This window comes from Streptomyces sp. adm13(2018) (assembly GCF_008042145.1).
Taxonomy (GTDB): Bacteria; Actinomycetota; Actinomycetes; order Streptomycetales; family Streptomycetaceae; genus Streptomyces.
The window spans coordinates 101,052-119,344 of sequence record NZ_RDBH01000114.1 but is presented as its reverse complement, the minus strand read 5'-3'; the positions used below and the strand labels follow the sequence as shown (position 1 = coordinate 119,344).

Annotated in this window: 13 protein-coding genes, 1 pseudogene and 1 riboswitch; of the genes and pseudogenes, 7 read left to right on the top strand and 7 right to left on the bottom strand. The window is 72.6% G+C overall.

The genetic code is table 11. The features are described from left to right. Both EAO70_RS12670 and EAO70_RS12665 read right to left on the bottom strand, forming a co-directional pair. A pseudogene (locus EAO70_RS12670) lies at positions 1 to 796 on the bottom strand (hypothetical protein); the annotation flags it as partial. Between the two features lie 56 nt (positions 797 to 852). Then, entirely contained in the window at positions 853 to 1,794 is a 942-nt protein-coding gene (locus EAO70_RS12665) for a glucosyl-3-phosphoglycerate synthase (RefSeq protein ID WP_148003111.1), read from the bottom strand. A gap of 149 nt (positions 1,795 to 1,943) precedes the next feature. Next, positions 1,944 to 2,090: riboswitch (SAM riboswitch) on the top strand. On the opposite strand from EAO70_RS12665, the gene thrC reads away from it, so the two are divergent. From thrC to groL, 4 genes are all read left to right on the top strand, one after another. Then, positions 2,075 to 3,397: a threonine synthase gene (gene thrC / locus EAO70_RS12660; RefSeq protein ID WP_148003110.1), complete on the top strand. Its 1,323-nt coding sequence runs from the start codon at positions 2,075 to 2,077 to the stop codon at positions 3,395 to 3,397. It overlaps the preceding riboswitch by 16 nt. A gap of 40 nt (positions 3,398 to 3,437) precedes the next feature. Next, a complete protein-coding gene (locus EAO70_RS12655; protein ID WP_017238235.1) occupies positions 3,438 to 3,716 on the top strand; it encodes a MoaD/ThiS family protein in 279 nt (92 codons plus the stop codon). A gap of 406 nt (positions 3,717 to 4,122) precedes the next feature. Further along, the gene (locus EAO70_RS12650) at positions 4,123 to 4,326 is read left to right on the top strand and encodes a cold-shock protein (RefSeq protein WP_015035246.1); all 204 of its coding nucleotides are present in this window, start codon (positions 4,123 to 4,125) and stop codon (positions 4,324 to 4,326) included. Positions 4,327 to 4,687: 361 nt separating this feature from the next. Continuing rightward, a complete protein-coding gene (gene groL, locus EAO70_RS12645; protein WP_148003109.1) occupies positions 4,688 to 6,316 on the top strand; it encodes a chaperonin GroEL in 1,629 nt (542 codons plus the stop codon). 148 nt (positions 6,317 to 6,464) lie between these two features. On the opposite strand, the gene EAO70_RS12640 is transcribed toward groL, so the two are convergent. Together EAO70_RS12640 and EAO70_RS12635 are read right to left on the bottom strand one after the other, a co-directional pair. Further along, positions 6,465 to 8,138: a hypothetical protein gene (locus EAO70_RS12640; RefSeq protein ID WP_148003108.1), complete on the bottom strand. Its 1,674-nt coding sequence runs from the start codon at positions 8,136 to 8,138 to the stop codon at positions 6,465 to 6,467. Continuing rightward, positions 8,128 to 9,813, bottom strand: coding sequence for a hypothetical protein (locus tag EAO70_RS12635; protein WP_148003107.1), 1,686 nt, complete (start codon positions 9,811 to 9,813; stop codon positions 8,128 to 8,130). The genes EAO70_RS12640 and EAO70_RS12635 overlap by 11 nt, the downstream gene beginning before the upstream one ends. Before the next feature lie 195 nt (positions 9,814 to 10,008). Between EAO70_RS12635 and EAO70_RS12630 the strand changes: the two genes are divergently transcribed. Continuing rightward, entirely contained in the window at positions 10,009 to 10,479 is a 471-nt protein-coding gene (locus EAO70_RS12630; protein WP_148003106.1) for an SRPBCC domain-containing protein, read from the top strand. 43 nt (positions 10,480 to 10,522) lie between these two features. Here EAO70_RS12630 and EAO70_RS12625 read toward each other — a convergent pair whose 3' ends face one another. After that, entirely contained in the window at positions 10,523 to 11,272 is a 750-nt protein-coding gene (locus EAO70_RS12625; protein ID WP_148003105.1) for a class I SAM-dependent methyltransferase, read from the bottom strand. 375 nt (positions 11,273 to 11,647) lie between these two features. Between EAO70_RS12625 and EAO70_RS12620 the strand changes: the two genes are divergently transcribed. Then, complete coding sequence (locus EAO70_RS12620; protein ID WP_261992831.1) at positions 11,648 to 14,788, top strand: FG-GAP-like repeat-containing protein; 3,141 nt, start codon at positions 11,648 to 11,650, stop codon at positions 14,786 to 14,788. Between the two features lie 415 nt (positions 14,789 to 15,203). After that, complete coding sequence (locus EAO70_RS12615; RefSeq protein ID WP_148003104.1) at positions 15,204 to 16,532, top strand: lysine 2,3-aminomutase; 1,329 nt, start codon at positions 15,204 to 15,206, stop codon at positions 16,530 to 16,532. Between the two features lie 35 nt (positions 16,533 to 16,567). Here EAO70_RS12615 and EAO70_RS12610 read toward each other — a convergent pair whose 3' ends face one another. Together EAO70_RS12610 and EAO70_RS12605 are read right to left on the bottom strand one after the other, a co-directional pair. Further along, complete coding sequence (locus EAO70_RS12610; protein ID WP_148003103.1) at positions 16,568 to 17,287, bottom strand: transporter substrate-binding domain-containing protein; 720 nt, start codon at positions 17,285 to 17,287, stop codon at positions 16,568 to 16,570. Between the two features lie 96 nt (positions 17,288 to 17,383). After that, positions 17,384 to 18,293, bottom strand: a 910-nt coding sequence (locus tag EAO70_RS12605; RefSeq protein WP_148003451.1) for an aldo/keto reductase, incomplete at its 5' end; no start/stop codon positions are given.

Here is an 18,293-nt window from a genome sequence, read left to right as displayed (position 1 = left end):
CGTACGTCGTGAAGCCCGCCCGCGCCGGGCCCGTGCCTCGGTGGAAGCCGTCCACGGTGACCGTGGTCGTGGGGGAGTCCGGGCGCTGGATCACGTGGCCGCCGTAGACGTACACCTGCCGTCGCTCCGGGGCGTGGACGGGGTCCGGGGCCGGGAGTCGGTGGACCACCGTGAGCGACCAGCCCGCCCCGCAGCCCGGGCCCTCGGCGGCCCAGATGTTGCCCACGGCCACCTGCGTGTCCGGTCCGGTCGTGCCCGCGAAGGCGGCCGTCACGTCCGACTCGCCCGTGTAGTGGTGCGGGCCGTCGGTGCCGGCCGGGTCGGAGACCATGCTGTCGATCGAGACCGGGGTCACCGCGCCCGTGCCGACCCTGATCACCGGGGCGGTCGTCGTGGGGTCGCCGGGGGAGCGCCCGGCGTCCGGGCCGGTGGGGGCGCAGCGCTTCGGCAGCGTGCCGTCCGGCTCCCGGTACGTGCCGTCGGTGCCGCCCCAGAAGAGCCGGGCGTACGCCACCTCCGCGCCCGCCGGGAGGTGCACCCGGCCGGTGCCGGAGCCGTACCCGCCGCCCAGGCCGGCGGCGTCGACCCGCCGCGTCACCGGGCCGCCGCCGTCCATGACCGTGGCGCCGGTCATCGTGAAGTCGCCGTACAGGGCGGCGTCGTACCGCTTGCCGAACGGCTCGACCACGTCCGCGGCGGCCGGCCCGGCCGCGGTGAGCGCGAGCGGGCCCGCCGCCAGTCCGGCGGCCACGACGGCCGCGAGCACCCTGCCCGGGTGATGGTGTCTGAAGCGCATAAAACGTGAATGTATGCAAAACGGATCATCATGGGGCGTTACGCCACGCGGTCGGGTCAGGCGACGCGGCGCCGGGCGTACTCCGCGATCTCCGCCATCGGCGGCCGCTCCTCCGTGTCCACCGCGTACGTCCGCGGCTCGAAGCCCTTCTCGCCCCGCTCGAACTGCGTCAGCCGCGGCCGCACCAGATGCCCCCGCGAGAGCCGCAGCTGCGCCGTCCGGTAGATCGCCGCCGCCATCCGGCCCAGCGCGAGACCGTCCTGGTGCCGGTGCTTGCGCACCCCCACGTCCACCTGCGCGAGCGCGTCCAGACCCACCGTGTGCAGGGCGTCCACCAGCAGCCCCAGCTCCACCCCGTAGCCCACCGGGAACGGGAGCCGTTCGAGGAGGGAGCGCCGGGCCGCGTACTCGCCGCCCAGCGGCTGGACGAAACCGGCCAGCTGCGGCCAGTGCAGATTGAGCAGCGGCCGGGCCACCAGCTCCGTCACCCGGCCCCCCTGACCCGGGGTGTCCCCGAACGGGCGGTCGTACATCGCCTTCACGAAGTCCACGTCCGGGTCGGTGAGCAGCGGGCCCACGATCCCCGACACGAAGTCCGCCGAGAAGTCCCGCAGATCCGCGTCGACGAAGCACACCACGTCCCCGGTGGTCGCCATCAGCGACCGCCACAGCACCTCGCCCTTGCCGGGCACGGCCGGTATCCGCGGGAGCACCGCGTCCCGCGCCACCACCCGCGCCCCGGCCGCCGCCGCCACCTCCGCCGTACGGTCCGTGGAGCCCGAGTCGAGCACCACCAGTTCGTCGACGAGCGGCACCGCCTCCGACATCAGCTCGCGCCGGATCACGGCGACGATGTCCCCCACCGTCGCCTCCTCGTCCAGGGCCGGCAGGACGACGCTGACCTTCGTGTTCCGCTTGGCGGCGAGGATCCGCTCCAGCGGCCGGTCCGCCACGGACCAGGACCGCCGGTCCAGCCAGCGTTCCACCTCTTCCAGCACGTGATCTCCATCTCGCGGTACGGACGGCCGGTCCAAGCGTCCGGGCCTTCGGTTACAGTCTTGAACAACGCGGATGCCCGATGCACGTCGGGGTGCCGCCCGCGTCGGAGCGCAGGAACGAAAGTCCACCGCGCTTCACAATCGAATACCGCTCATCCAGAGGGGCAGAGGGAAACGGCCCGTTGAAGCCCCGGCAACCCTCCAGTCGGTTCGTCTCGTACTCCATCGAGGCCCCCGGCTAGGGAAGGTGCCAAATCCGTCTCATGGCGAAAAATTCGTCATGGGAAAGATGAGGAGAAAGGGCCTCGCCTCCATGGCTGTACAGACTGTTACCCCCGCCGCCACCTCGGTCGACCTCGGTCCCGCGTCGGGACTCTCCTGTCGCGAATGCGGTGAAGTCTTCCCGCTCGGTCCGATCTTCGCCTGCGAACTCTGTTTCGGACCGCTCGAAGTGGCCTACGACCTCCCCACCGGCGACCCCGAGGCGCTGCGCAAGCGGATCGAGGCCGGCCCCGCCAACATCTGGCGCTACGCCCCGCTGCTGCCCGTCCCCGCCGACGTCGCCGACAAGCCGAACCTGAACCCCGGCTGGACCCCGCTCGTCAAGGCCGACAACCTGGCCCGCGAGATCGGCGTCGCCCCCGGCCGGCTCTTCGTCAAGGACGACTCCGGCAACCCGACCCACTCCTTCAAGGACCGGGTCGTCGCCCAGGCCATCGAGGCCGCCCGCGCCTTCGGCTTCACCACCCTCTCCTGCTCCTCCACCGGCAACCTGGCCGGCGCCGTCGGCGCCGCCGCCGCCCGCGCCGGCTTCCGCTCCTGCGTGTTCATCCCGCACGACCTGGAGCAGGGCAAGGTCGTCATGGCCGGTGTCTACGGCGGTGACCTCGTCGCCATCGAGGGCAACTACGACGACGTCAACCGCTTCTGCTCCGAGCTCATCGGCGACCCGCTGGGCGAGGGCTGGGGCTTCGTCAACGTCAACCTCCGCCCGTACTACGGCGAGGGCTCCAAGACGCTGGCGTACGAGATCTGCGAGCAGCTCGGCTGGGTCATCCCCGACCAGCTGGTCATCCCGATCGCCTCCGGCTCCCAGCTCACCAAGATCGACAAGGGCCTCCAGGAGCTCATCAAGCTCGGTCTCGTCGAGGACCGGCCGTACAAGATCTTCGGCGCCCAGGCCGAGGGCTGCTCCCCGGTCTCCGCGGCGTACAAGGCCGGACACGACGTCGTGCGCCCGCAGAAGCCGAACACGATCGCCAAGTCGCTCGCGATCGGCAACCCGGCCGACGGCCCGTACGTCCTGGACATCGCCCGCCGCACCGGCGGCGCCGTGGAGGACGTGAACGACGAGCAGGTCGTGGACGCGATCAGGCTCCTCGCGCGGACCGAGGGCATCTTCGCCGAGACCGCGGGCGGCGTGACCGTCGGCGTGGCGCGGAAGCTGGTCGAGAACGGGCTGATCGACCCGAACCTCACCACGGTCGTCCTCAACACCGGCGACGGGCTCAAGACCCTGGACGCGGTGGCCGACACCTCTCAGGCGACCGTCACCATCCGCCCGAGCCTGGACGCCTTCCGCGACGCCGGCCTCGCCCACTGAGCCGGTCCGCTCTCCAGGTCCACTGAAAGGTTACGAAGACATGGCCGTGAACGTCCGCATCCCCACCATCCTCCGCACGTACACGGGCGGGCAGTCCGAGGTCCAGGCCGAGGGCGCGACCCTCGCCGAGGTCATCGCGGACCTGGAGAAGAACCACACGGGCATCGCCGCCCGCGTCCTGGACGACCAGGGCAAGCTGCGCCGCTTCGTCAACGTCTACGTGAACGACGACGACGTGCGCTTCGAGCAGGGCCTGGAGACGGCCACCCCGGCCGGCGCCGGCGTCTCGATCATCCCGGCCGTCGCCGGAGGCTGCTGAGCCTTCCGGGACGCCTGTTGTCCCGTCTTTCTTGAATTGCCCCTTCCGCGCGTAAAAGCGGAGGGGGCAATTCTGCATGGTTGAGCGCGGTAGAGTTGGGGAAGTCCCCTCCGCTGCCCATGCCGGGCGCATATGAGAATGCGTCCCCGCACGACAAGAAGCAGCCAAAGTGTGTGCGCGTTGTGTACCTTCTGCGTGCTTTGCCGGGCCCGACTTGCCCGGTCATCCAAGGGAATCTCCCCAATTCGCCTTTCCAGGGCGCCCAGAATTCTCGCTCGAATGACCTGTTGCAGAGGGCAGTTGGGCAGATACATTCAGCCGCGGTCGACGCGTTCCGGCGCAGGGTCTGACCCGGGTTCCGCGAAGTGCGGGTCCCGCGCAAGGGCCAGTAATAGGGGAGTTAGGCATGGCTCAGGGCACCGTCAAGTGGTTCAACGCGGAGAAGGGCTACGGCTTCATCGCGGTCGACGGTGGTGCGGATGTTTTCGTCCACTACAGCGCGATCCAGATGGATGGCTACCGCAGCCTCGAAGAGGGACAGCGAGTCGAGTTCGAGATCTCGCAGGGCCAGAAGGGTCCGCAGGCGGACATGGTCAAGCTCGCCGTCTGAGCGCGGCGCGATCGGCCACCGACGCAACGCCGTCGAGGGGTCCGCATCCCTGAGGGGATGCGGACCCCTCGTGCGTTCCCTCCCGCTTCCACCGGCCCTGACCAGCGACGACACCCTCCCTGCCGGTCCCCGTCGCGCGCCCTCCCACCGACCGAAACGCGAGAGTCGCTTGCACTCTCCTAGGGCGAGTGCTAATCATTGGCGTTAGCACTCGGAAGGTGAGAGTGCTACGAGGATCGGGCAGACGAGGCCGCCGGCCGGGTGGGGCAAGGAACCACGCGGAGTCGCGGAGGCCGTCCGTCGCGGGCGTCGGCGCGGTCCTGGAGCGTTATCCACCCCATGTCCGGGAGGACCACTTCACATGGCCAAGATCATCGCGTTCGACGAGGAGGCCCGGCGCGGTCTCGAGCGCGGCATGAACCAGCTCGCTGACGCCGTCAAGGTCACCCTCGGCCCCAAGGGTCGCAACGTCGTCCTCGAGAAGAAGTGGGGCGCCCCCACGATCACCAACGATGGTGTCTCCATCGCCAAGGAGATCGAGCTCGAGGACCCGTACGAGAAGATCGGCGCCGAGCTGGTCAAGGAAGTCGCCAAGAAGACGGACGACGTCGCCGGCGACGGTACGACCACCGCCACCGTTCTCGCCCAGGCGCTCGTCCGCGAGGGCCTGCGCAACGTGGCCGCGGGTGCCAACCCGATGGCCCTCAAGCGCGGTATCGAGAAGGCCGTCGAGGCCGTCTCGGGCGCCCTGCTCGAGCAGGCGAAGGATGTCGAGACCAAGGAGCAGATCGCTTCCACGGCCTCCATCTCCGCCGCCGACACCCAGATCGGCGAGCTCATCGCCGAGGCGATGGACAAGGTCGGCAAGGAAGGCGTCATCACCGTCGAGGAGTCGCAGACCTTCGGTCTGGAGCTTGAGCTCACCGAGGGCATGCGCTTCGACAAGGGCTACATCTCGGCGTACTTCGCCACCGACATGGAGCGCATGGAGGCGTCGCTCGACGACCCCTACCTCCTGATCGTCAACTCCAAGATCTCCTCCGTGAAGGACCTGCTCCCGCTCCTGGAGAAGGTCATGCAGTCGGGCAAGCCCCTGCTGATCATCGCCGAGGACGTCGAGGGCGAGGCCCTGTCGACCCTGGTCGTCAACAAGATCCGCGGCACCTTCAAGTCCGTCGCGGTCAAGGCCCCGGGCTTCGGCGACCGTCGCAAGGCCATGCTGAACGACATCGCCATCCTCACCGGCGGCACGGTCATCTCCGAGGAGGTCGGCCTGAAGCTGGAGAACGCGGGCCTCGACCTGCTGGGCCGCGCCCGCAAGGTCGTCATCACCAAGGACGAGACCACCATCGTCGACGGTGCCGGTGACAGCGAGCAGGTCGCCGGTCGCGTGAACCAGATCCGCGCCGAGATCGAGAACAGCGACTCGGACTACGACCGCGAGAAGCTCCAGGAGCGCCTGGCGAAGCTCGCCGGCGGTGTCGCGGTCATCAAGGCCGGCGCCGCGACCGAGGTCGAGCTCAAGGAGCGCAAGCACCGCATCGAGGACGCCGTGCGCAACGCGAAGGCGGCCGTCGAGGAGGGCATCGTCGCCGGCGGCGGCGTGGCCCTGCTCCAGGCCTCCACGGTCTTCGAGAAGCTCGAGGCCGACCTCGCGGGCGACGAGGCCACCGGTGCCGCGATCGTGAAGCTGGCCCTGGAGGCCCCGCTCAAGCAGATCGCGGTCAACGCCGGCCTCGAGGGCGGCGTCGTGGCGGAGAAGGTCCGCAACCTGCCCGTCGGCCACGGCCTGAACGCCGCGACCAACGAGTACGTCGACCTCATCGCCGAGGGCATCATCGACCCGGCGAAGGTCACGCGCTCCGCGCTGCAGAACGCCGCGTCGATCGCCGCGCTGTTCCTCACCACCGAGGCCGTCATCGCCGACAAGCCGGAGAAGGCGTCCGCGCCGGCCGGCGGCGGCATGCCGGGCGGTGACATGGACTTCTGATCCTCGGGGATCTCCGGATCCCGGGATCGGCGGTTCATCGCTGAACGCGCAGCTCAGCATGAACGAGGGCGGCACCCCCCGGTGGGGGTGCCGCCCTCGGGCGTTTCCGGGCGGCACCCCCACCAGGGGGTGCCGCCCGGGTGGCGGATCAGCGGACGTCGAGGTAGTCCGCCCAGGAGAACGGCGACGTGAAGTGCGTGGCGTCGCCGTAGTACCGGAGCCGCCAGGTGCCGTCCACGGTCGCCTTCGCACGCAGCGAGATCTTCCCGTTGGCGGCGGGCCGGCCGGTGGCGACCTGACGCCAGGCCGTCGAGCCCTTGGCCTGGAACTGCAGGGCCACCGAGCCGCTGCCGAACGTCCGCCAGCTGCCGTTCGCGTAGTGCTGGAGGGTGCCCGTCATGGTGGCGTACGCGCCCTTGCGGACCGGCTCGGGGCCGGCGTTCGCGCCGGAGATCCGGGTCTCGGTGCGGACGAGGCGGAAGCTGTTGCTGACGGCGTCGCCCAGGGCGTCCGTCGCCGGGTGCCGGAGCCGGTACCAGCCGCCGCGGCTGCTGCCCCGGACGGTGGTGGCGTAGGAGCGGTTCGCCGTGGCGGAGCCGATCCGGCGCCAGCCGGACCGGCCGTCGGAGGAGACCTCCAGGAGGATCGGCTCCGCGTTGAAGTAGGCCTCCGGGTCGTAGGTGGCGCGCAGCGTCCCGGTCGCGGTCACCGTGGCATCGGCGGCCAGGGAGCGGGAGTTGAGGAGGATCCGTGCCTCCTGCGGCATGGCGAGCCGGCCGCCGACCGAGGCGGTGCCGAAGCTCTGGTACGGGTCGACCGGCACGGCCGTCCAGCCGTCGATGTACTGCCCGGGCAGCGACGGGATCCTCGCGGTGAACCGTCCGTCCGCGTCGGTCGTGACGACCTTGGCGAACATCGGGTCGAGGGAGCCGCCGCGGGCCGGGCCGACCTGGAGCTGCTGGCCGGCCAGCGGCGCGCCGCCCGCCGGGGCGGTCATCCGGCCGCTCACCGTCGCCTGCTGGCCGGGGAGGATCCGTACGCGGTCCGCGGTGGCCTTCACGGTCACGACGTGGGGACGCCAGGTGTAGAGGGTGCGGGTGTAGCCCGTGCTGCCGTGGACCTCCTCGCTGTCCTCGGTGTAGGCGACGCGGAACTCGTCGCCGGGCCGGACGTCCTGGTACGCCTCGCCGGTGAAGGCGCCGGTCGCGTCGGTGACGGGGGACTGCACCGGGCTCGCCGGGGGCGTCTTCCGCTGGACGTCGACCGCCCGTCCGGTGATCGGCACGATGTCGCCGGAGCCGGGCTGGACTCCGGTGAGGGTGCCGGTGGGGACCGTGGTGCGGTCGTCCCAGCCGGGGGCGGAGAAGGCGAACTCCAGCTGCGGCTTGAGCGTGAAGTCGAGGACGCCGGCGTCGGTGCGGGTCACGGTGTTGCCGCGGGAGTCGGTGGCGGTGACGTCGATGGCGTACCGGCCGAGGGCGGGCATCGTGCCGCCGTCCTCGGTCAGCTTCAGCGGCGCCTCGCCCAGGCCGAAGCGGCCCTTGTCCCACGAGTACGCCGGGACCGAGGGGATCTCGACGACCGTGTCGCCCCGGCGGAGCGTCGCGGAGACCTTGGTGATCGTGGCGCCGGCGGTGTCGGTCCAGGCGGACACGCCGAAGACGCCGCGCTGGTAGGTGTCGGTGACGGCGGGACCGATGCCGAGCGGGGAGGGGGCGGCGGCGGCCTGCGCCGGGGTCGCGACGGCGCCGSCGGCGCCGAGCAGGACCGCGGCGAGGGCCGTGGCGAGGGGGGCGGCGGTCCGCCGGCGGTCAGCGCGCATCGATGTACTTCGCCTTCGTCTCGCTGTAGAAGTAGCCGTTAGCGGACTGCTTCACCAACGCCCAGGAGCCGTCGCCGTAGTTGGTGGCGCGGAAGCTGAATCGGCCGTCGGAGCCGGTCGCGACGTTCCGGGTCACCCAGTACCACTGCGTGTCGCCCTTGGGCTTGAACAGGAGGGTGACCTTGGCGCCCTTGAGGGGCTTCCAGACGCCGGCGTTCTGCTGCTGGAGGGTGCCGGAGACGGTCATCTTGGCGTTCACGTACGGGCGGGAGGGGCTGATGGCGAACGCGGAGAACCGGGTCGGCACGCGGCCGAGCCGGACGCTGCCGGTGGTCCGGGCGGTCAGCTGGTCGGTCTCGGCGTGGTGGAGCCGGTAGAGCGCGTTGACGTAGCCCTGGGAGGTGACCTCGAAGGGGCAGTAGCCGGCGGTGCCGCCGCTCGCCCGGGCACCGGCGAGGTTCCGCCAGGTGCGGCCGTTGTCCAGGGAGGCCTGGAGGGAGACGGTCTGGTCCCCGCAGTACGCCTGGGTCGTCATCCGGCCGGTGCCGCGGACCCGGCCGTACTCGTCGAGCGTGACGCCCCAGTGGGTGAAGGAGAACGGCTGGGGGACCGCGATGGTCCCCTGGTCGTACGCGCGGGACTGGTAGTACGCCGACGGTGCGAGGGAGGTGTACACGCCCGTCGCGTAGCTGGCACGCGCCCCGTAGGTGAACGTGCCGTCGCCGGCCGAAACCCCTCTGCCCATCAGTCCGTTCACCGCGAGGGTGTAGTCCGGCCGGCTGCTCGTGGTGATGATCGGGGCGCCGGGGTACGGCTTCCAGCCGTCCGGGGTCAGCCGCTCGACGCGGCCGGTGACGGTGACGTTCGTGTCCTTCGCGACGCGGTACCGGTCCAGCCGGGCCGCGATCCGGTACGTGGTCTTCTCGATGCCGACCTCGGGCACGGGGGCGGGCGCGGTGGGCACGGTGTCCGCGGCGGGGGCGACGACGGTCGCGGTGCCGCGGTTGATCGCGCCGTTCGGGGTGAACGGCAGGCTGAAGGAGCCGTCCGCGCCGGTGGTGGCCGTCGCGGTCAGATCCTTCCAGGTGTCGGTGTAGGTGTGGACCGTGACCTTGACGGAGGTTCCGGCGCGGGCCGGGGTCACGGCGTCGGTGACCGGGTCCCAGGTGGTGGCCCTGCCGGAGAGGACGACCTTCCGGGCGGTGAGGCTCGTGGTGGTCCGGTCGAAGGACAGGTCCGTGACGCCGGTGTGCAGCTTGTGGGCGTACGTGCCGCCGGTCCACTTCTGCACGGTGCCGCCGGACTGCCGGTACTCGACGAGGACCGGGTAGGTGCCGTACGCGGTGCCCTCGGGCAGCCGCGGCGCGGTGTCGGTGACGTAGCCGTAGGGCCGTCCGGCGTCCGTGTTCCCGTCCTGCCAGCGCAGGTCGTCGGATGAGGCGAGGACGGCGGCGCCGGGGGCGGTGGAGGCCAGCACGCTGACCTTGATCCACAGCGGGTTGCCGGTGATCTGGACGCCGAGCCGGGCGTCGTCGGTGGTGAAGGTGGCGGACACGTCGGCCGCGTGGGCGGCCGGGGCGTGGACGAGGGCGGGCACGGTGACGCCCGCCGAGAGGACGAAAACGGCAGCGGCACGCACGAGGGCGTGCGGGAGCCGGCGCGTGGTGCGCGGCAAAGGGGACCCCCCACAGGTCTGAAGACGGCGGCTGCGTCATGGTCGAGACGGCCGCGTGGGCAGAACTGTAGCGCTCAACTGTTGAACGTGTTCACCTGGTTTACGAGAGGGGTCGTCCGTGAGGGGCCGGACGTGCTGGGCGGGGGTGGCGGGGCGATCCTGGAAGGGCAGCCCCCGCGCGAAGGGAAACGGACCATGATCACCCTGCTGACGACCCCCGCCGATCGCGAGCTGGTCATCACCCGCACCTTCGACGCCCCGCCGGCCCGGGTCTGGGCGGCGTGGACGGTCCCCGAGCACGTCCGTGCCTGGTACGGGGTGTCCGCGCTGACCACGACGGCCGTCGACATCGATCTGCGGGCGGGCGGCGCGTGGCGCTGGGGCCAGACCGCCCCGGACGGGCAGGAGTTCGTCTTCTCCGGCCGGTACGTGGACGTCGTCCCGGTCGAGCGGCTCGACTACACCGAGGTCTTCGAACAGATGCCGGACGCCGACCCGGTCCGCGTCACGCTCACCTTCGACGCGACGCCGGACGGGGGCACGGCCCTGACCAGCACGTCCCTCTGGCCCTCGAACGAGAGCCGGGACCAGGCGCTGGCGGCGGGCATGGAGGCGGGCGTCCGGGAACAGTACGACCGGCTGGCGCGGCACCTGACGGTGATGTGACCGGCGGGCGGTCCGGGCCGGGCCGCGGTCGGGGGCGCTGCGGTCACGCGCGGCGGAAGAGCGCCGTCCACAGGAAGGACTCGCCGAAGGCCTCGGAGTCGGCGGGCTCGTCGCGCATGCGGCGGATCTCGACCTCCGTCAGGTCGGCGAAGACGGCGCGCAACGCGGCGTCCGTGTAGGCGAGTCCGCCGTCGAGACGGCCCTTCCGGTAGAAGTCGGCGTCGGGCAGTTCGGAGCCCATCCCGCCCTCCCCGGCGGCGAACGCGGTGAGGGCGAAGTGCCCGCCGGGCGCGAGGACACGGTCCAGGAGCGCGAGGTAGCCGATGCGGCGGTGCGGGGGCAGGTGGTGGAAGCAGCCGGAGTCGTAGACGAGGTCGTACGGGCCGTCGAGGGCGGTCCCGGGGGCGAAGGCGTCGCCGCACACGAACCGGATGCCGGTGGCGCCGGCCTCCCGGGCCCGCTCCTCGCCCCAGCGGACGGCGGCGGGGGAGAGGTCGACGGCGTCCACCCGGTAGCCCAGGGCGGCGAGCCGGAGACTGTTCCGGCCGGGCCCGCAGCCGAGCTCCAGGGCCCGGCCGCCGCCGGCGGGGAGCAGTCCCCGCGCGGCGTACGCGACGAGGTTCTCGTCGGGCTTGGCGACGAAGAACGGCACGGGCCTGTCCCGGTCGGCGTAGAACCGGTCCCACCAGTCGGCCCCGCCCCGCGTCCAGCGGTCGGCGTCGGGTGCGAAGAGTCCGTCGAGCAGGTTCATGACGTCGTCGACGGTGCGGATGCCGCGGTTGTTCAGGTCCATCTGGATCCCCCTCCGAATCGATCTCCAGAATATCGAGAGGAACGATGAATGCCCAGGTCAGAGCCAGTGCGGAGAGGCGTTCCGCGGATGCTGGGCGGGTTGCGGCCCCGGGGCCGGGTGCAGGGGTGGCGTTCGGCGTGCAGGCTCCCGGAAGGTGGCCGCCAGGGTCGGGAAGAGGGCTTCCCGGCCCTGGCGCAGGTGGGTTTCTGGCGCATTCAATTCGCGTGAATGTACGATCCGGCTGCCGACAGGGGGGGTCCCGCCGGCCTCGGCCCGCGCGGTCCACTCCGTCCTGTCCTGCCTGGCGTGCCTGTCGTGCCCCCTCCTGTGTCGCTTCTGTCCGCAAGCTCCACATCCGCACGAGGGGACCCGTACTTGTCCGTCCGAAGAGCTGTCGCGCTCGCACTGAGCGCGACCCTTGGCATCGCCGCCCTGGCGGCCGCGACCGCACCCGCCGCGACGGCCGGGACCGCGTCCGACGCGCCGTACGAGGCGACGATCGCCGCGCCCACGGACCCCGCCGGAACGCCTGACACCTATCTGATGGCGGCCGGCACGGGCGTCCAACTGGTGCGTGGAGGGGAGTCCGCGCACCCCTCCTGGCTGAGCCTGAAGGACGGGCGTGTCGCCCACACTCCCCCGTGCTACTCGTATGACCTGATCATCCACGGCGACCGGGCGGCCTGCTTCTCGGACGTCGGGGGCGAGGTGACCGTCCATGACTTCGCGAGTGGTGCCGCCTTCACCCGGACCCTCGGATCCGAGGAGGTCTCCCCGCGCCTCACGGCGGACCGGCTGATCACCACCGGGTTCGACGACGGTGGCGGGGTCGTGCACCTGCTGGGCTACGGCCCTGAGGCCCCTGCCGACGTGGACGTGTCCGTGCCGGGTGCCGTCGAGGCGCCCTCCGTCCTCGCCCACGACGACGCCGGTGCACTCATCGCCTACACCGATGCCGCGTCCCGGCGCACCGCGATGCTCGACTTCGCCACCGGTGCGCTCACCCCCGTCCCCGAGACGCCCTCCGCCCCGCTCGCCTCCCGGGTGGCCCTCAGCTCCGACTGGATCGTCCGGTACGACGAGTCGGTCACGGACCAGGCGTTCGTCGTCTCCCGCACGGACCACGGCGACCCGGGCAGGACCGTGAAGCTGCCGATCGGCGGCGACGGCATCCAGCCGCGGATCGGCGTGGTCGGCGACTGGATCGTGGGCCACTACGAGGGGCCGTCCGACCCGTACGAGTTCACGACCGTCCCCGTGCTCGCCACACCCATCGCCGGGGGTGCCACACGAGCCCTCGGCATCGTCGCGCAGCCGGGCGGGGGTGTCGAGACCGGCGCGGACGGCGCCCTGTACCTGCTCGGCGGCACCGACTCCGCCCACTGGGGTGTTCGACGCGTCTCGCCGGGAGCCGGCGGCGTCCCGGTCACGGCCCAGGCGCTCGCCACTCCGCCGACCGTCCCCTACACCGCTCTGACCACGGCCAACGGCCGGGTCGTCACGGAGACGCTGACGGACACCCACACGCTCCGGGGATTCGTCCTGCCCCTCACCGGCGCACGCGCGCCGACGCACTCCTGGACGTGCGACGCGCTGGCCGGCACCGCCGCGAACTGCCCGTCGATCCTCAAGTCCTCGGGCTCCACGGCGGCGTGGTGGCACGACACGGGGGACGGCCGTCTGGTCACCCTGGACACGGTGAGCCGCCCGGCGTCCGGCGGGCAGCCGCCGTGTTCCGACTGCGCGGTCCAGGCACGGGTGACGACACCCGGCCCCGGGGGAACCACGCGCACCGTCCTGCTCGGCCACTCGGGCAAGCTCGAGGCGGGCACCCTCTACAGCGCCTCCGGCCGGTACGTGCACTTCAGCGGGAACACGGACTCCGGAAGGCGCTCGATCGTCGCGGACGTCGAGACGGGGCAGATCCTCCGGAACTCCGCCGCCGGAACGGGGCAGGCGCTGTGGGGCGGCCGGCTCTGGGTGGCGTCCGCGACCGACGACACCGTCTCCGCGATCGACCTGCGGACGGGCACGACCGTCGAGACGCTCGACCTCGGGACGGACTGCCGGTCCTACCATCTCCAGGTCGTCGGCAGGTGGATCTACTCGCTCTGCACCTCGTCCTCCACGCCCGCGGTGGTGTACGACCGCGAGAAGAGGGCAGCGGTCAAGGTCCGGCTCCCTCGCAACGTCGAGGCCAGACTGGGTGACGGCTTCCTCGTGTACGACTCCTACACCGGGTACGGGTACACGCTGGGGGTGATCGACGTGCGCTCCGGTGAGCCGGAGGACCGCGAACTCGGCGTCCTCGGGAGCTACGACGTCGAGGACGAGGGCAGGATCTGGGCGGTCGACCGCTTCGGCGGGGCCGTCGCGTTCGTCGACTCCCTGCGGAAGGTCCACGTCTCCGGGCTCGGCGGCGCCACCGGCCGGCTGGCCGCGATCGACTCCGACACCCCTGCCGCCGGACTGAGGTCGGCCTCCTGGAAGCCTCGCTGGTGGCTGTCCAAGCCGGCCGCCTCCTGGTCTCTGACGCTCAGGAACAAGGCGACCGGCAAGGTGGTCCGGACCTTGACCGGCGGCGAGGCGCGAGGCGTCGTCGCACCCGTCTGGGACGGCAAGGACGCGGCCGGGAGGTTCGTCGCCAACGGGGCCCACACCTGGACGCTGACGGCCAAACCCGCCGACGGGCAGGGCGCCGACCTCGGCCTCTCCGGTGCGGTCCAGGTGTCGGGTGCGGCCTCTGTCCGGCGTGACCTGGCCGGTGACGACGGGTTCGGAGATCTGCTGGTGATGGACACGGCCGGGCTCGTGTCGATGTACCGGGGGACCGGCACGGGGGCGCTTTCCGCGCGGATCGCCGGTACGGGGGCGAAGTTCGCGACCTCGTCGGTGTTCGTGCCGGTGGGCGATCTGAACGGTGACCGGTGCGCGGACGTGTACGTCCGCGTGGGTGACCAGTTGCGCGCGTACCGGCCCGGGTGCGGAAAGGTGGTCTCCGCCTCCTCGCCGTACACGGCGGTCGGTTCGGGCTGGGGACAGTACGACGTGCTGACGTCCCCGGGGGACGTGAACGGTGACGGCTTCGCCGACCTGGTCGTGCGTCAGACGTCCACCGGTGACGTGTACTTCTGCGCGGGTACGGCCGACCACCGGGTGAAGGCCCGGGTCCGGATCGGTGCCGACTGGAAGCTGTACAAGAGGCTTGTCGGCGCCGGTGACCTCAACGGCGACGGGCGCGGTGACCTGCTCGGCGTCGACGCGGCGGGTGTGCTCTGGCGGTACTACGGCACCGCCACCGGCGGTGTCACCGCCCGAGTGAAGGTCGGCGGCGGCTGGGGCGGATACTCGTCGCTCGTCGGCGTCGGCGACCTCTCGAGCGACGGACGGGCGGACCTGCTCGCCCGCGACACCACGGGGAAGCTGTGGCGGTACAGCGGCACCGGGACCGGCGGGTACGGCGGCCGGGTGCTGATCGGCGCGGGCGGCTGGAACGGTTTCAGGGGGTTGTACTGACGCTCGTCCCACCCGCTTCCCGCCCCGAGGGCCCGGCCGTCACGGCCGGGCCCTCGGGCTTTCGTGAGGTGAGCCGGGCGCGGAGGAAAGTCGCCAATCTGGCAGATGCCCCGGGTCTACGCCGGGCCGAAAGCCCTCGGGTGCAATCGGTGCGGATGGGTGGTTAACGGGTGTTCGCGTGACATCGCGCTGTCCGGTACCCGACGCGCGTGATTGGCCGGACTCGTCCGTTGTCCCCGGATCGGGCCGCCGCTAGCGCCCTTGGCGGCCGGGGCCGGGCTCCCCATCATTCGTCCGGGGCGAGCCCCACCAGCCGTCGGTGAGGCCTTCCCGGAGGGCCCGGCGGGGCCTTCCGGAAGGCCTGCGAGGAGGCGATGACCGTGCAGACCACCGAGGTCACGGGGACGGGGCACGGGTGACCGTCCTCAGCGGCCACCGCCTCGCCCGGCTCGTCGCCGACCGCACCGGGCAGCCCGCCCTCGGCCACGACGCCGACGTCGTCGGCCGGGTGCTGCCGCTCACGCTCGGCTCCCACGCCGCCGATCTGCTCGTCGACTGGTCGCGGGCCCCCGACGACCCCCTCTACCGGCTCCTCGTGCCCCACCGCGACCTGCTCGCCCCCGCGGACTTCGCCGCCGTCGAGCGGACCCTGCGGGACGGCGACGCGGACCGGCTGCGGCTCGTCGTCGACGGCCTGCGCGAACAGCTCGACCCGCACCCCGCCGGGCGGGACCCGTGGGACGTCCGGCAGACCTACCCGGGCACCCTGCACGTCCTCCCCGACCGGGGCCGGACCTGCCCCGCGCACTGCGCCTCCTGCCTCCGCCCGACCCGGTTCGCCGGCGACCCCGCGCGCCGGGCGGCCCGCGAGGGCCCGGCGGCGATGGCGGCCCGCCTGGCCCGGCATCCGGAGATCACGGACGTCCTCCTCGACGGCGAGGACCCGCTCGCCCTGCGGGCGCGGGATCTCGACGCGTACCTCTCGCCCGTCCTGGCCTGTCCCCGGGTGCGGTCGATCCGGATCGCGACGACGGCCGTGGTCCACGCCCCCGAGCGCTTCCTGCGCACGGCGGACGGCGCCGCGGACGCCGACGACCTCCTGCGTCTCCTCGAACGGGTCGTCGCCACCGGCCGCCGTCTCTCCCTGCTCGTCCGCGTCTCCCATCCCCGCGAGCTCGACCCGCTACCGACCCGCCGGGCCGTCGCCCGCATCCAGGCGACCGGCGCGGTGATCCGGACCCGGCTCCCCGTCCTCCGGCGCGTCAACGACGACGCCGGGGTGTGGGCGCGGATGTGGCGGGCCCAGAGCGCGCTCGGGCTGGTCCCCCACCGGGTGCTCGTCGAACGTGGCGCGGGCGCCCGCCGCTGCTTCGGCCTGCCGCTGGCCGAGGTCCTGGACGTCCACACGGAGGGAGTGCGACGGCGGGACGGGGCCGGGGCCCCGCGCGGCCCCGACGTTCCGACGGCGCACGGACCGGACGCGGCCGACGCCCTGAGCAGCCCGGTGATGTCCACGGAGCTGGGCGCGCTCGCCGTCGACGGCGTCGTCCGCCGCCGGCAGGGCCCCGCCTTCGCCCTCCGGGTGCTCAGGGCCCGGGACCCCGGCCTGGTGGGCGCCGTGGCGTACGCGCGCTTCGACCCGGCGGCGCGGTGGTGGGACGAACTGGTCCCGTACGGCCCCGGGGACCGGACCGTGATCCCCGGCGGGCGGCTGACCCCGGAGGACGTGACGGGCGGGGCCTGAGCGGCGGCCCCGGTCCCGTACGGCCTCCGGTCACGTCAGGCGGGCGGGGCGAGCAGGCCCGCGTCCTGGCCGGCCCGGCGGAGCGATTCCGCGACGAAGCCGTTCGCCTTCAGCTCCTCGACGGTGGCGCGGAGGAAGGCGACGGTCTCCGGGGCGCGGCCGACCGTGGTGCCGACCGCCTGCCGGATCTCCATGAACCGGCCCTCGATCAGGCGGACTTCCGGGTGCTCCCGCACGTACGCGGTCATCGGCTGCCGGATCCCGGCGCCCGCCTCCAGCCCCTCCGCGCGGAACGTGTCGACGCCCTCCGTCCCGCGGACGACCGTCGCGTGCGCCAGGGACCGGGAGAGGAAGAGGTCGTACGCGGAGCCCTCCTTGACGCCGATCCGGACGCCGGGCGCGTCGACGTCCTCGACGGTGCCGAGGCCGGAGTCGCGGGGCACGGCGTACACGCCCTCGATGACCACGTACGGGGCGGTGAAGGCGACCTCCGCCTCCCGCGCCGGGTCCACGGCGAGGAAGCAGAGGTCGGCCCGGCCGTCGGCCATCGCCTCGAAGGACTTCCGTGCCGCGTCGAAGCAGAGCAGCTCGACGGGAAGGCCGAGGCGCGCCCCGATCTCCCGGGCCAGGTCGACGGTGATCCCGGAGGGCGCCTCGGGGGTGCCCTGCGCGAGCACGGGGTTCCCGAGGTTGACGGAGGCCCGGAGGACGCCGGTGGGCGCGAGGTCGGCGGCGGTGCTCGGCGTGTGCGTCATGGGGGTGGAGTCTAGGGAGGGGCCCGGCCGCGTCTGCCCGGCACCCGCCCGCGCGGGGCACCGCCCGAGCCCGGCCGCGCCTGTGCCCGGCACCGCCTACGCGGGGGTGGCGGCGCGGTGGAGGCGGTCGAGGAGGGCGAGGTCGTCGTCGGTGAGCCGGAGCGCGCCGGCGGCGACGTTGGCGGCCAGGTGGACCGGGTCGCCGGTGCCGGGGATGGCGAGCAGGTGGGGGCCCTGGTGGAGGGTCCAGGCGATGCGGATCTGGGCGGGGCTCGCGCCGTGCGCCTCGGCGACGGCGAGGACTTCGGGGATCTCGGGGGCGGTGGCCCCGCCCTGACGGCCGGCGGCGGCGATCGCGTAGAAGGGCACGAAGGCGATGCCGTGGTCGCCGCAGTGCCGGACGAAGTCCTCGTACTCGGGGCGGACGCCGATCCCGTACATGTTCTGGACGCAGACGACGGGGGCGATCTCCCGGGCCTCGGCGAGCTGTTCGGGGGTGATGTTGGAGACGCCGAGATGGCGGACGAGACCGGCCGTGCGCAGTTCGGCGAGGGCGCCGAAGCGTTCGGCGATCGAATCGGTGCCGACGACACGGAGGTTGACGACGTCGAGGTGGTCGCGGCCGAGCTGGCGCAGGTTCTCCTCGACCTGGCCGCGCAGGGCGGCGGGGGTGCGCGCGTGCGGGCCCCAGGCGCCGGAGGCGTCACGGCAGGGGCCGACCTTGGTGGCGATGACGAGGTCGGCGGGGTAGGACCCGCCGAAGGCGCTGCTGATCAGCTCGTTGGCGGAGCGGAGCGGCGAGAAGTAGAAGGCGGCGGTGTCCAGGTGGTTCACGCCGAGGTCGACGGCCTTGCGCAGTACGGCGATCGCCTCGGCGCGGTCGCGTGGCACGGCGTCCTCGACGAGTGCCGCGCCGCGCTGGGGAAGCCGCATGGTCCCGAACCCGACGCGGTTGACGGTGAGGTCCCCGAGCGTCCAGGTCCCGGCTGCGGCGGCGGGGGCGGGA

Coding starts and splice junctions, on each gene's coding strand:
- thrC (WP_148003110.1), top strand. CDS start 2,075: ATGGGAAAGATGAGGAGAAAGGGCCTCGCCTCCATGGCTGTACAGACT.
- EAO70_RS12655 (WP_017238235.1), top strand. CDS start 3,438: ATGGCCGTGAACGTCCGCATCCCCACCATCCTCCGCACGTACACGGGC.
- EAO70_RS12650 (WP_015035246.1), top strand. CDS start 4,123: ATGGCTCAGGGCACCGTCAAGTGGTTCAACGCGGAGAAGGGCTACGGC.
- groL (WP_148003109.1), top strand. CDS start 4,688: ATGGCCAAGATCATCGCGTTCGACGAGGAGGCCCGGCGCGGTCTCGAG.
- EAO70_RS12630 (WP_148003106.1), top strand. CDS start 10,009: ATGATCACCCTGCTGACGACCCCCGCCGATCGCGAGCTGGTCATCACC.
- EAO70_RS12625 (WP_148003105.1), bottom strand. CDS start 11,272: ATGGACCTGAACAACCGCGGCATCCGCACCGTCGACGACGTCATGAAC.
- EAO70_RS12610 (WP_148003103.1), bottom strand. CDS start 17,287: ATGACGCACACGCCGAGCACCGCCGCCGACCTCGCGCCCACCGGCGTC.